This window comes from Cupriavidus sp. GW823-FHT06D04, assembly GCF_058795055.1.
In genome coordinates this window covers 1-12,254 of record NZ_JBXAHL010000041.1, presented here as the reverse complement: position 1 = coordinate 12,254, position 12,254 = coordinate 1, and the positions used below count along the sequence as shown (strand labels likewise).

Genomic DNA, 12,254 nt, shown 5'->3' with positions numbered 1-12,254 from the left:
GAGTTCTTTATGTCAAAAGCAGTAAGCACCCCCTTGCGGACGTGGGGAGCACGCGTCATGGCGGCGTCGGCTGTCGCAGCAACGCTTGCCTTCACTCCCGCTGCCTGGGCGCGGCTGGACTTGCTGGACCAGCCCGCCCGGCTTACCCCCCGGGCCAGTCAGTCCGTTCTTCTCGCAGTGACGCATGCTGGTCCGCGTTTAGTGGCCGTCGGCGAGGCCGGCATCGTGCTGCTCTCGGATGACAATGGCCGCACTTGGCGGCAAACGGGCGTGCCGGTCAGCGTGACGCTCACCCACGTCTTTTTCATCTCGGCCAAGGACGGCTGGGCTGTCGGCCACAGCGGCGTCGTGCTGCACACGAGCGACGGCGGCCAGACCTGGGTCAAGCAACTCGACGGCCGGCAAGCCGCGCAACTGGAACTGGCCTCGGCCCAGGCTGAGGGCGACCCTAGGCGTGTAGTCAACGCGCAGCGGCTGGTGGCTGATGGCCCCGACAAGCCCTTTTTTGACGTGTACTTTTCCGATGAGAACAATGGGTTTGCCGTCGGTGCCTACGGTTTCATTGTTGGCACCCGCGACGGCGGCAAGACCTGGCTGTCGCTCATGGGTCGCCTCGACAACCCGAAGGGCAAGCATCTTTACAAGATTTTTGCGACCGCAAGCGGGCTCTACCTCGCAGGCGAGCAGGGTGCGCTGTATCGCTCTGGCGACGCCGGTCAACACTTCGTGGAAGTCACGACGCCGTACGCGGGCACCTATTTCGATCTTGTCGTCTCCCCGAAAGAGGAGCTCGTCGCGTTGGGGCTGCGTGGCAATGCATATCGGACCGGCGATGGCGGCGCGACTTGGAGCAAGGTCGACACGGGCACAAGTGCCACGCTGACTGCGGGCGCACGCTTGTCGGACGGATCGCTCGTGATGGTTGATGAGACCGGCCGCCTCTTGCGCAGCGTCGACGGCGGGCGTGCCTTCACGCCGGTCGCCATTCCACGGCCGTCGTCGTTTACGGGCATCGCGCAGGCCGCTGACGGCGCGGTCATTCTGTCTGGGGCCGGTGGCATCACCCGGGTGCCTGCACACGCCATTGGCGCGGAGTCAAACAAATGAGTCACCTCAACGCTTTCACGGAGCATCCCGTCGTTCGCGATCTGAAGGATTTCGATCAAAGCTCCGGATCGACGACCGAGCGGATCTTCTTCAACCACCGGATGTGGGTGGTTGTGTTGTGCGTCATCGCCACACTCGTTCTGGGTTACCAGGCGCTTGGGCTGCGGCCTAATGCGGCCTTCGAGAAGATGATCCCAACACGGCATCCATTCATCGTCAACTATCATGAGAACAAGGGCCAACTGGCAGGGTTGGGCAACACATTGCGCATTGCAGTGGAAACCCGGCGCGGCACCATCTTTGACGGCGCCTACCTGGACACGGTGCGCAAGATCAATGATGAGCTGTTTCTCTTTCCGGGCGTCGACCGGCCCTACATGAAGTCGCTGTGGACGCCGGCCACGCGCTGGATCGCCGTGACCGAGGACGGGCTGGACGGTGGTCCGGTGATTCCCGACGACTATGACGGCTCTGCGAAGAGCATCGGTCAGGTGCGGCTCAACGTCGAGCGCTCCGGCGAGCTCGGACGTCTGGTGGCGGGTGACTATAAGTCGAGCATCGTCCTGCTGCCGCTGCAGGATACGGTGGCAGAAACCGGCCAGCGCACCGATTACCGCGACCTATCGCAGCGGCTCGAGCAACTTCGGCATAAGTACGAATCCGATTCGATCAAGATCCATATCACGGGCTTCGCCAAGGTGGCGGGTGACCTGATCGACGGCCTGCAAGAAGTGCTGCTGTTTTTTGTCGCGGCCATCGCGATCTGCACCACGGTGCTGTATTGGTACACCCGCTGCGTCAGGAGCACGTTGCTGGTAGTGCTGTGTTCGCTCATCGCGGTGATTTGGCTGCTTGGGTTGCTGCGCACGCTCGGCTTCGAACTGGACCCATATTCCGTGCTGGTGCCGTTCCTCGTGTTTGCGATCGGCATGAGCCACGGCGCGCAGAAGATGAACGGCATCATGCAGGACATCGGCCGCGGCACGCATAAGCTGGTGGCTGCGCGCTACACGTTCCGGCGTCTCTTCCTCGCGGGGCTTACCGCGCTGCTTGCCGATGCGGTCGGTTTTGCGGTGCTGATGGTCATCAACATCAAAGTGATCCAAGATCTGGCCATCACGGCGAGCCTCGGCGTGGCAGTGTTGATCTTCACCAACCTGGTGCTGCTGCCGGTCCTCTTGTCATACACCGGGGTGAGCGCAGCCGCTGCGGCGCGTAGTCTGAAGGCCCATCCGCAAGCAGACGCTGCACCGCATACCAAGCATCCGTTCTGGGCGTTCCTCGACCTGTTTACGACACGCAAGTGGGCGAGCGGGGCACTGCTCGTAGCGGTCGCGCTCGGCGCGGCAGGCTTTGCCGTCAGCACGCACCTGAAGATTGGTGACATCGACCCAGGCGCGCCGGAGCTGCGACCCGATTCCCGCTATAACCGCGACAATGCTTTCATGGTGAGCCACTACGGGGCGAGCAGCGACACCTATGTGGTGATGGTGAAAACGCCGCGCTATGAATGCGCGCATTACGACACGTTGTCGGATGTCGACGCCCTGGAAGGAGAACTTCAGCGCCTGCCCGGGGTGGTGTCGACCAACTCGCTCGCGTCCCTCGCCAAGCAGGCCGCGGCGGGCATGAACGAGGGCAGTCTGAAGTGGTACGGCATTCCGCGCAATCAGGACTTGCTGAACACCATCGTCACGCACGCGCCGCGGGAGATGTTCAATCAGAACTGCGACCTCTTGACGATCTATGCCTACCTGAGGGATCACAAGGCAGACACCCTCACGAGCGTGGTGGGCACCATCGAGAACTTCGCGGCGACTCACAACAGCAACGAAATCCGGTTCCTGTCCGCTGCGGGCAACGCTGGAATCGAGGCGGCTACCAACATCGTCGTGACGCGGGCCAATCTGCAAATGCTGCTGCTTGTCTACACGGCGGTGATCGTGCTCGCCTTCATCACCTTCCGCTCCTGGCGCGCCGTGCTTTGCGCGGTGCTGCCGCTCATGCTCACCTCCGTCCTGTGCGAAGCGCTCATGGTGTTCCTGGGGATAGGCGTAAAGGTGGCCACCCTGCCCGTAATTGCGCTGGGCGTCGGCATCGGCGTGGATTATGCGCTCTATGTGCTCACGGTGACCCTGACTCATCTGCGCCAGGGGCAAAGCCTGTCCCAGGCGTATTACAAGGCGCTGCTCTTTACCGGCCGGGTTGTGGTCCTTACCGGCATCACGCTGGGGGTTGCGGTGGCGACGTGGACGTTCTCTCCGATCAAGTTTCAGGCCGATATGGGCGTGCTGCTCACCTTCATGTTCGTGTGGAACATGGTTGGGGCGCTGATCTTATTGCCGACGCTGGGGCATTTTCTGCTGTCGCCAGCGAAGCCGGCTAGCGCACCCACGGCGCGAATAGACGCTGACCAATGTTCATGTTGACGGTTGGTTGGGCCAGCTTCTCGATCAATAAGGATCCTGAAGCACCAATTTTTGGTATTGCCGACTACGGCCTTGTCGGGACTTGTTTGAGCTTGTGCCTGAACTGACTGTCGCCCTGTAAGCAGGGTAGATCGGTTTGAGCGGGGGCCAGAACTTCAACTTACCAGAGGAAACGATGGAAAAAGCAATGGAAAGTTTGTCGGGGAAGGCGGCATTGGTGACAGGTGCTGCTGGCGGGATCGGTGCGGCAATTGCTTCGACGCTTGCCGACTATGGAGTGAAAGTGTTGCTCACCGACGTGCAGGAGGAGAAGGTCGCTGCAACAGCAAGCAGCATTAAAGGAGCAGCCTTTTCCCGGCAGGATGTTACAAGCGAGGCGGACTGGGAGCGGGTGATGGCACATGCAGCGAACGTGCTCGGCGGCCTCGATATTGTCGTGAACAATGCCGGAATCGTTGTCTTTTCGCTGCTTGAGAACTTGACGTTAGAGCAGTTTCAGAAGGTCCAGCGCGTTTGTCTGGAGGGTGCTTTCCTTGGGACAAAATGGGGAATTCGTGCGATGCGCAACCGGGGTGGGAGCATCGTTAATATCTCGTCGCTGTCGGGTATCGTCGGCAGCGTGGGCATGAGTGCGTACTGCGCTGCGAAAGGAGGGGTCCGGCTCTTGACGAAAGCGGCTGCGCTTGAATGTGCTTACCTTCGTAACGGCATTCGCGTGAACTCGATTCACCCTGCAGTTGTGAAGGGAGGTTTTGGGGATACGGTGCTGAGCGACCTGGTGTCGGCGGGACTTGCGCCAGACGAGAATGCCGCCCACCACGCCTTGGCGGGTCTTCATCCCATGGGTTTTGGAGATCCTCAAGACGTCGCCGATGCCGTGTGTTACGTAGCGTCGACAAAGTGGATGAACGGCGCCGAATTGGTTTTGGATGGTGGGGCCTCAGCTCAATAGGAGCGAATCCAGACGGAGGGAGTTGGGGGCGGCCATGCGCAATGTGGAAGTGCTTCGCATGGTCGATAGTAGTTCTCGTACCAATGGGGCAGCGCTCGATAACGCTCCAATGGTGGGTTGTCTCCTGATTCATGGATGCCGCTGCATGAAGGCAAACGGTCTCGGCGATCAGCGGCGGGCTGGTCGCGGTGCGGTGAATTTCGGGTCACATGGCAGAACATGAAGAAGATAAACATCAAGTTAAAGATCATCCTCGTCTCGGTCGCATTCCTAGTTTTTTTGACTGTAATGGGGCTTCTGGGAATATTCGGTCTTTCAAAGCTGAATGCGTGTGCCCAAGCCCTCTATTCCGGTAGTACGATACCCATTGCAGAGCTATCGGATATCCGAGTCGGTGAGGCCAGAATCCGCCTGCAATTGCGGCGAGCCCAAGTCTTTCGCGATCCCGCTGAAACGAAGGCGGCGATCGCAATGATTCGTGACGATCAGGTGCGTATCAGCAAAGCCTGGGATCAATACTACCGGATCGAGGTCTTCTCCGATAAGGAGCGCGAAGTCGCGCAGCGGATCAAGAATCTCTTGCCACAGTTCAAGTCCATCACGGACGAGGTGATTGCAGTTCTGGAGACTGGTGACTACGAAAAGGCCGTCGTCATTATCAGGAAGCTGGGAGTTTTAGCGACGCAGCTAGACGACGCGCTTGAACAGGACGCAGCCTTAAATGCCGCTCAGGCCAGCCGGTTCGCCGATGCCAGCGAGGCTTCCTTCCAGGCCAATCTTCGGATCATCATTGCTCTGATCGGTGGAGGGGTCGTGATCGCGATCAGCATGGTGATTTACTTTTTGCGCATCATCCTGCATCCGCTCAGCAAGGCTGTGGATGTGGCAAATGCAATCGCCCACGGTAAGCTGGAAAATCATTTCGCCGTGGATTCGCGCGACGAATTCGGCCAGTTGCTGGAGGCGCTCAAGAAGATGGACCAGCAACTCAGCAATACGGTGCGCGGCATCAGGGTAAGTGCGGAATCGGTCGAAGTGGCTTCGCAGGAGATCGCCACTGGCAATACCGATCTGTCGGCGCGCACGGAAGAACAGGCTGCGTCTCTTGAGGAAACCGCCTCCAGCATGACGCAGTTGACCGAGACCGTCAGGCAAAACGCGGACAACGCGCAGCAGGCAAACGCACTGGCCGCGCGTGCGACCGATATGGCGGATGCGGGCAACGATGCGATGCAAAGCATGGTCGGCACGATCGAAAAGATCAGCGGCAGTTCGACCCAGATCTCCGAGATCACGGGCGTCATCGAGGGCATCGCGTTCCAGACGAACATTCTAGCGCTGAACGCCGCTGTCGAAGCAGCTCGTGCTGGCGAGCAGGGTCGCGGATTTGCCGTGGTGGCGAGCGAGGTTCGCAGTCTCGCGCAACGCTCAGCCGCCGCTGCGAAGGAAATCAAAGAACTGATCGGCTCGTCGGTGGCGACGATTCAGGATGGGGCCACACAGGCTGCGGAGGTTGGCACGACCATCGGCCAAGTGAAGGAGGCGATCAAACGAGTTTCCGATATCGTCGGCGAAATCGCGGCGGCCTCCGAAGAGCAACGTCGTGGCATCGAGCAGGTCAATCAGGCGGTGGTTCAGATGGATGCGGTCACACAGCAGAACGCGGCGCTGGTCGAGGAGGCAGCTGCTGCAGCGCAGTCCCTCGAAGAGCAGGCGCAGAACCTGACCGCGGCTGTATCCGTGTTCAAGCTGACCGATGCCAGCCCTTCAGCGCGCACGGTCGTTGCAGAAAGCAGGCCGCACGTTCCCGTTCGGAAGGTATCGGTCACTCCCTTGGTCCGGAAAGCGGCCGGTGCCACGGCAGGTGCCGCGGCTTGGCCAGGCGCGTGATGCTGCTGGCGGAGCGCCTCGACGCCGACGCCATGCGCATTGGCTATCTCGATGGCCTCGAAGCGAGCGTCGACATGCTACGCTCGCGTGTGCGGGAAGTCAGCAACATGTTGGCCGGCATGGCACCGCTGGCACTGCTCGGCATGAAGAAGCACATGAACCGCATCGGGCGCGGCATGCTCGATGTTGACGAGTTGGCGAGCGACATCGCCCGCGCGGACGCCTCGGACGACCTGCGCGATGGCGCCTTGGCATGGCGCGAGAAGCGGGCGCCGCGCTTTACCGGACACTGAAACCGATATGACCCCCGACAACTACTTCACCCGCATGCGCTGCGGCGAGGCGCCCCCACCGGCCGTCTGTGGCCTGCTTGGCGGCGAGGTACGCTCCGTCGACACGGAAGCGGGCACGCTGGAAGCAGCCTACGTGGCGAAGGACACCTTCCTGAACCCTGCCGGACAGGTGCAGGGCGGCATGCTCGGCGCGATGCTCGACGATGTGACCGCCATGCTTGTCACCGCCACGCTGGCCGACGGTGAGTTCTGTTCTACGCTGAGCCTCAATCTGTCCTTCCTCCGGCCGGGCAAGCCGGGGCCGCTGCAAGGGCACGCGCGGCTGGAGCGGCGCGGCCGCAACGTCTGCAACGTGGTCGGACAGCTTTGGCAGGACGGTCAGTTGCTAGCGACCGCCACGGCCACCTGCTTGGTGGTGCGGCGCGCCTGAGCGCCAATCCCAAACCGAACACCGAACAGGAATACCCATGAAAGTGGTCAGCTTCGTCCATCAGGGACGGCAGAGCTTTGGCGCCACGACGGCCGGCGGAGTGATCGACCTCGGCGCGCGCCTGCGCACCGCCGACATCGGTGCGGCGCTGCGCAGGCAGCACGTGGAGGTGTTGATGGACATGGCCACCCGCCACACGGCCGACCTGCCCGAAGCCGACAAACTCGACGCCTACCGCCCGGTGGTGGCCGATCCGCGCAAGATCCTCTGCGCCGGCCTGAACTACGCCGGGCACGTCCGCGAAACGCGCAGGGAGGTGACCGTGCGGCCGACCATCTTTTTTCGCGTCGCCGCCTCGCAGGTCGCCCACGGGCAGCCGATCCCGCTGCCGCCGGAATCTACGCGGCTCGACTATGAGCGAATTCCTCTTCGAGCGGTGTTAGCCTTTCCCGCTGTGAGCATATCCGGCAGCGCCTGACTACGGGGCCAGGAGATCGCTCATGCCACCACCTCCAGCTTTGCCGGTTTCAGCGCGGCAACCGCACGCGCGATGCGGTGCAGCGCGTCCTCCAGCACCGTGTCGGCCACAGCAAAGGAGAGCCTGAAGTAGGGCGACAGGCCATAGGCAGCACCGTCGACGACAGCCACGCCTTCGGCCTCCAGCAGCCAGTCGACCACATCGGCGTCGCTCTCAACGGGGCCGCCCATCGGGCCGCAGGCGTCCGATCAGGCCGCCGCAGTTGACGTATGCAAAAAACGCGCCCTGCGGCAGCAGCAGTTGCAGGCCCGGAATAGACGGAATGGTCTTGGTCACGAGTTCGGCGCGGCGCGCGTAGGGCTCCCGCGCGTGTTGCACGAACGTCTGGTCGGCTGCATCGAGCGCCGCCGCCACGGCGGCCTGGCCGATCGCGCTGGCGCCCGAAGATACCTGCGACTGGATTGCCGTCATTGCGTGCACCAGTTCCACGGGGGCGATGCCCCAGCCGGTGCGCCAGCCGGTCATGGCATAGGTCTTCGATGCGCCATTGACCAGCAGTGTGCGCCCGCGCATGTCCGGCGCCACGTTCATCCAGTGCGGTGGTGCCGCGCCAAAGCGAATCTGCTCGTAGATCTCATCGACGAGCACGAGAACGTGCGGGTGGCGGCGCAGCACCTCGGCGAGGGCCGCAAGGTCGTCTGCACTGTAGACCGCGCCGGTCGGGTTGGCCGGGGTGTTCAGCACCAGCCAGCGCGAGCGCGGTGTAATTGCGGCTTCCAGTCGGGCGGCGTCAAGCTTGAAGCCGCTGCGCTCGTCGCAGGGCAGAAACACCGGGGTGCCGTCATTGACGCGCACGATGTCCGGAAAGGAAGGCCAATATGGCGCCGGCAGCAGGACCTCGTCGCCGCTGTCGAATGTGGCCGAGAAAGTCTCGAAGATGACCTGCTTGCCGACATTGGCGACAAAGACGTCAGCAGGGGTGACCGGGAACCCGTGGTCGCGTTGGTACCGGGCGGCAATTGCCTGGCGCAGCGCGACCGTGCCCGCGGTGGGCGTGTACTTCGTTTCGCCGCGCGCGAGCGCGGCTATGGCGGCCCGCTCGATGGCCTCGGGGGTATCGAACTCAGGCTCGCCGGCCGTCAGAGCCAGGATGTCACGCCCCTGGCGGGCCAGCGCGGTGGCGCGCTGGCCCGCAGCGGCGATTGGCGAGAGGCGCACCCGGCGGGCGCGCTGGGACAGGAAAATGCTCATGGAGAAATCTCGGTAGAGGTGTCGGGCAGGACCTTGCCGGGGTCGAGCAGGCCAAGTGGATCGAAGGCCCGTTTCAGGCGCCGCATCAACGCGAGTTCGACCGCGCTCTTGTAGGAGACCGCGCCAAAGCGGGGGCAGACGACCGAGCCGCTGCCGAGCGGCCAATGAGGCACCTACAATGCGCGCATGGCTTCCAATCCTGGGCCGGCGATCTCGGTTCTTCAACTTCGAATTGCTCTGCGTGGCCTGAGCCCGCCGGTCTGGCGGCGCGTCCTCGTTCCCGAGCACTTGACGCTCGGACAGTTGCACCATGTCATCCAGGTCGTCATGGGCTGGGCCGACAAACATCTGCACACGTTCAGCATTCGGGGCAGGCGTTACGGCGAAGCTCATGAAGGCGTCTTGCAGTTCTGCACCGTGGCGAATGAACTGCCGCTGACCGCGTTTCATCTCCGCGAACACGAAGGCTTTGTCTACGTGTATGACTTCAACGCGTGGTGGCGCCACGAGATACGCATGGAGCGGCGTATGCTGCGGCAACGGCCTGGCCAGTTGCCCCGTTGCGTGGCGGGTTGCGGGCCTTGCCCGCCCGAGGACATTGGCGGGATCGAGCGGTATCTGGAGGCCAGGGACGAACACAGTGAATATGAGTTCCTCGATTGGATCGAGTCGCTGCGCGAGCGGCCTGTCGTGCTGGAAGACCTAAGCGACGAGGTCGACGGGTGGCTGAACTGGCTGGATCGTCGATTTGATCGCCAGATCGTCAACGATCGGTTGCGAGAGCTCGAGGGGTAGACTGGTCGCCGCAGCTTCCACGGGAGGAGGGCGGCCATGCGTATCAGCTTGCAACTCGTAGTGCAGGACGGGGGAGGGGCGCCAGCCACCGTCACCGAAATCGCCCAGTTCCAGAGAGAGGGCCTTGATGTGGGCTCGCTGGGGCTGCATCTGGAGGAGGCGAAATCATTGCTGGGTCGGCTGCAGCGCACGATGGTCGCGGCACAGGTTGCCGAGGCAGTTGCCCGGACCAGCATGTGTCCCACGTGCGGAGCGCAATTGGCTTGCAAGGGCCACCATCACTTGGTCTTCCGTAGCGCGTTCGGGCGATTGTCGATTGACAGTCCCAGGCTGTACCGCTGTCGGCGGTGCCAAGGCGACGCCCCCACCTTCAGTCCGATCGCCAACTGCTTGCCTGAGCGGGTCAGCCCAGAACTGCAGTATCTCGAGGTCAAATTCGCAGCGTTGATGTCGTATGGTCTGACCGTCAACGTTCTGCAAGAGGTATTGCCGCTCGATCATGTGCTGGCAGCGAGCTCGATCCGGCGCCAGGTCACCACGCTCGGTCGCCGATTGGAAGCGGAACAGGCCACCGACGCCCGGCAGCAGGCGGAGGTGGCCGCGAGCATCCGCTCGCCTGAGATCCCCGAGCCCAGTCCAGTCCGCGCGGTCGGCATTGACGGCGGCTACCTTCGGCGGGCCGGCCACCGGCGCCGCCAGGATGGCTGGTTTGAAGTGATCGTCGGGAAGTCCCTGCGGGATCAGGATGGCGGCCATAGCTTTGCCTACGTGCACAAACTGGAGCGCCGACCGGCCGATCGTATGTGGAACTTCCTGCTACGAGAAGGTGTGCAACCCAGTCAGCCGGTCACCTTCTTGTCGGACGGCGGGGATACCGTACGGTTTGCCCAGCTCGGCTTTGGTGACCGCGGTGAGTACGTTCTCGATTGGTTCCACATCGCCATGCGGGTACAGAATCTCGAACAGATGATCAAGGGCCGGCCGGCACACAGCGATGGCCCCAGCAATACCGCATTGATCAAGACGCTGCATGGCGCCAAGTGGCACGTGTGGCACGGCTGCCCCTTTCCAGCGTTGCGCTGCCTGGAAAGCCTGAGCTGGGATCTGGACCCTGAGGCCAGCCCCGAGGAGGGCAAACTTCTCGGCAAGCTCGAGGAGTTCATTGTCTACCTGGACAACAACCGGCACTTCATCGTGAACTACGGTGATCGCTATCGGCATGGGGAGCCCATTGCATCAGGTTTTGTCGAGTCAGCCGTCAACCAGGTGGTCAGCAAGCGGTTCGTCAAACGGCAGCAGATGGCCTGGCGACCGCGACACGCGCACAACTTGCTGCAAATCCGAACCGCCGTGCTCAATAACCAGTTCCGGTCGTACGTTGAGCGGTGGTATCCCTCCATTGCCGGAGAAGACGATCGCCGCCGTGCCGCATAGTCAGCCCCCGATTTGGCGCGGTCTCGGCACGAGACCGCGCCAAATCGGGGGCGACTTCCCTAACTCCTGCCGTGAGGTCAATGAGCCACCTAGAATGGGCGGATGGCTTCCGATCCTGAGATATCAGTCCTTCAACTCCGAATCACGCTGCGCGGCTTGAGCCCGCCGGTCTGGCGACGTGTGTTCATCCCTGAGCAAATCACGCTGGGCCAGCTTCACGAGGTCATCCAGGCGGCGATGGGTTGGACCGACGATCATCTGCACCAGTTCATGATTCGTGGCCAGCGCTACGGCGAATCCCGTGAGGGCGCTCTGCAATTTTCCACCGCGGCAACCGCGTTTACGCTGAGCGCATTCGCGTTGCGCGAGCACGAAGCTTTCTTTTACGTGTACGACTTCAATGCGTGGTGGCGCCACGATATCCGCGTCGAGCGACGCGCGCTGAGGCAGAATGCAGAGCTGATGCCACGTTGTGTGGCTGGGAGCGGGGCTTGTCCGCCGGAGGACATCGGCGGGGTGGAAAGATACCTGGAGGTCAGGGAAACTTGGAGCGAATGGGAATTCATTGAATGGCTCGAATCCCTACGCGAGCGCCCCATCGAACGGGACGAGCTACGTGATGAGGTCGACCAGTGGCTGACTTGGCTGGACCGTCGCTTCGACCGCCAAATTGTCAATGATCGGTTGCGGCAGCTCCAGGCGTAGACTGGTCGCCGCAGTTTGTCCAAGCGAGGAGGGCGGCCATGCGTATCAGCTTGCAAGTCGTAGTGCAGGACGAAGGGCCCGCGCCGGCCACCGTCACGGAGATCGCTCAGTTCGAACGAACAGCCTTTGATGCTGGCTCGTTGGGGCTGCATCTGGCGGAAGCGAAAGCACTGTTAGGCGGGCTGCAGCGCACGATGGTTGCGGCGCAGGTTGCCGAGGCCGTTGCCAAGACGAGCGTTTGCCCCACGTGCGGAGCGCCGCTAGTCTGCAAGGGGCACCATCGGCTGGTCTTCCGCTCGCCATTTGGACGGATGTCGATTAACAGTCCCAGGCTGTATCCTTGCCGGCAATGCGCGGGTACCGCCCCCACTTTCAGTCCGGTCGCCCGGTGTCTGCCGGAGCGGATCAGTCCGGAACTGCAGTATCTCGAGGTCAAGTTTGCTGCGCTGATGTCGTATGGTCTGACCGTCAACGTTCTGCAAGAGGTATT

10 protein-coding genes and 4 pseudogenes are annotated in these 12,254 nt (G+C 62.3%); 12 read left to right on the top strand and 2 right to left on the bottom strand.

Translation table 11 applies throughout. The features are described 5' to 3' along the window. Positions 1–57 precede the first annotated feature (57 nt). The 8 genes and pseudogenes from AC1Q7H_RS33105 (at position 58) to AC1Q7H_RS33070 (ending at position 7,579) form a co-directional block, all read left to right on the top strand. Positions 58–1,107: a WD40/YVTN/BNR-like repeat-containing protein gene (locus AC1Q7H_RS33105; protein ID WP_492382163.1), complete on the top strand. Its 1,050-nt coding sequence runs from the start codon at positions 58–60 to the stop codon at positions 1,105–1,107. Further along, positions 1,104–3,536 (top strand): efflux RND transporter permease subunit, encoded by a 2,433-nt coding sequence (locus AC1Q7H_RS33100; RefSeq protein ID WP_492382162.1) that lies wholly within the window; start codon positions 1,104–1,106, stop codon positions 3,534–3,536. The genes AC1Q7H_RS33105 and AC1Q7H_RS33100 overlap by 4 nt, the downstream gene beginning before the upstream one ends. A 20-nt stretch (positions 3,537–3,556) precedes the next feature. Further along, positions 3,557–3,657, top strand: a pseudogene (locus AC1Q7H_RS33095) (electron transfer flavoprotein subunit alpha/FixB family protein); the annotation flags it as partial. 54 nt (positions 3,658–3,711) lie between these two features. Continuing rightward, complete coding sequence (locus AC1Q7H_RS33090; protein ID WP_492382161.1) at positions 3,712–4,488, top strand: SDR family NAD(P)-dependent oxidoreductase; 777 nt, start codon at positions 3,712–3,714, stop codon at positions 4,486–4,488. 219 nt (positions 4,489–4,707) lie between these two features. Then, positions 4,708–6,378, top strand: coding sequence for a methyl-accepting chemotaxis protein (locus tag AC1Q7H_RS33085; RefSeq protein WP_492382160.1), 1,671 nt, complete (start codon positions 4,708–4,710; stop codon positions 6,376–6,378). Continuing rightward, a complete protein-coding gene (locus AC1Q7H_RS33080) occupies positions 6,375–6,671 on the top strand; it encodes a Clp protease/crotonase-like domain-containing protein (protein WP_492382159.1) in 297 nt (98 codons plus the stop codon). The genes AC1Q7H_RS33085 and AC1Q7H_RS33080 overlap by 4 nt, the downstream gene beginning before the upstream one ends. A 7-nt stretch (positions 6,672–6,678) precedes the next feature. Continuing rightward, positions 6,679–7,101, top strand: a complete 423-nt coding sequence (locus tag AC1Q7H_RS33075) for a PaaI family thioesterase (RefSeq protein WP_492382158.1) — start codon at positions 6,679–6,681, stop codon at positions 7,099–7,101. Between the two features lie 37 nt (positions 7,102–7,138). Further along, positions 7,139–7,579 (top strand): fumarylacetoacetate hydrolase family protein, encoded by a 441-nt coding sequence (locus tag AC1Q7H_RS33070; protein ID WP_492382157.1) that lies wholly within the window; start codon positions 7,139–7,141, stop codon positions 7,577–7,579. Between the two features lie 20 nt (positions 7,580–7,599). On the opposite strand, the pseudogene AC1Q7H_RS33065 reads toward AC1Q7H_RS33070, so the two are convergent. Then, positions 7,600–8,830 (bottom strand): annotated as a pseudogene (locus tag AC1Q7H_RS33065) (aminotransferase class I/II-fold pyridoxal phosphate-dependent enzyme). Then, positions 8,827–8,943 (bottom strand): annotated as a pseudogene (locus AC1Q7H_RS33060) (FAD-linked oxidase C-terminal domain-containing protein); the annotation flags it as partial. The pseudogenes AC1Q7H_RS33065 and AC1Q7H_RS33060, both read right to left, overlap by 4 nt. A 73-nt stretch (positions 8,944–9,016) precedes the next feature. Between AC1Q7H_RS33060 and AC1Q7H_RS33055 the strand changes: the two are divergent. The 4 genes and pseudogenes from AC1Q7H_RS33055 to AC1Q7H_RS33040 all read left to right on the top strand — a co-directional run. Next, on the top strand, positions 9,017–9,625 hold the full coding sequence (locus AC1Q7H_RS33055) for a plasmid pRiA4b ORF-3 family protein (protein ID WP_492382156.1): 609 nt from the start codon (positions 9,017–9,019) through the stop codon (positions 9,623–9,625). Between the two features lie 36 nt (positions 9,626–9,661). Then, on the top strand, positions 9,662–11,059 hold the full coding sequence (locus tag AC1Q7H_RS33050; RefSeq protein WP_492382155.1) for an ISKra4 family transposase: 1,398 nt from the start codon (positions 9,662–9,664) through the stop codon (positions 11,057–11,059). Positions 11,060–11,161: 102 nt separating this feature from the next. Further along, the gene (locus tag AC1Q7H_RS33045) at positions 11,162–11,764 is read left to right on the top strand and encodes a plasmid pRiA4b ORF-3 family protein (RefSeq protein ID WP_153956406.1); all 603 of its coding nucleotides are present in this window, start codon (positions 11,162–11,164) and stop codon (positions 11,762–11,764) included. Between the two features lie 38 nt (positions 11,765–11,802). Continuing rightward, positions 11,803–12,254: pseudogene (locus AC1Q7H_RS33040) on the top strand (ISKra4-like element ISBte1 family transposase); the annotation flags it as partial.

Excerpts from the sequence above, each read along its gene's own strand:
- AC1Q7H_RS33105 (WP_492382163.1), top strand. The coding sequence starts at position 58 with ATGGCGGCGTCGGCTGTCGCAGCAACGCTTGCCTTCACTCCCGCTGCC.
- AC1Q7H_RS33100 (WP_492382162.1), top strand. The coding sequence starts at position 1,104 with ATGAGTCACCTCAACGCTTTCACGGAGCATCCCGTCGTTCGCGATCTG.
- AC1Q7H_RS33090 (WP_492382161.1), top strand. The coding sequence starts at position 3,712 with ATGGAAAAAGCAATGGAAAGTTTGTCGGGGAAGGCGGCATTGGTGACA.
- AC1Q7H_RS33085 (WP_492382160.1), top strand. The coding sequence starts at position 4,708 with ATGAAGAAGATAAACATCAAGTTAAAGATCATCCTCGTCTCGGTCGCA.
- AC1Q7H_RS33075 (WP_492382158.1), top strand. The coding sequence starts at position 6,679 with ATGACCCCCGACAACTACTTCACCCGCATGCGCTGCGGCGAGGCGCCC.
- AC1Q7H_RS33070 (WP_492382157.1), top strand. The coding sequence starts at position 7,139 with ATGAAAGTGGTCAGCTTCGTCCATCAGGGACGGCAGAGCTTTGGCGCC.
- AC1Q7H_RS33055 (WP_492382156.1), top strand. The coding sequence starts at position 9,017 with ATGGCTTCCAATCCTGGGCCGGCGATCTCGGTTCTTCAACTTCGAATT.
- AC1Q7H_RS33050 (WP_492382155.1), top strand. The coding sequence starts at position 9,662 with ATGCGTATCAGCTTGCAACTCGTAGTGCAGGACGGGGGAGGGGCGCCA.
- AC1Q7H_RS33045 (WP_153956406.1), top strand. The coding sequence starts at position 11,162 with ATGGCTTCCGATCCTGAGATATCAGTCCTTCAACTCCGAATCACGCTG.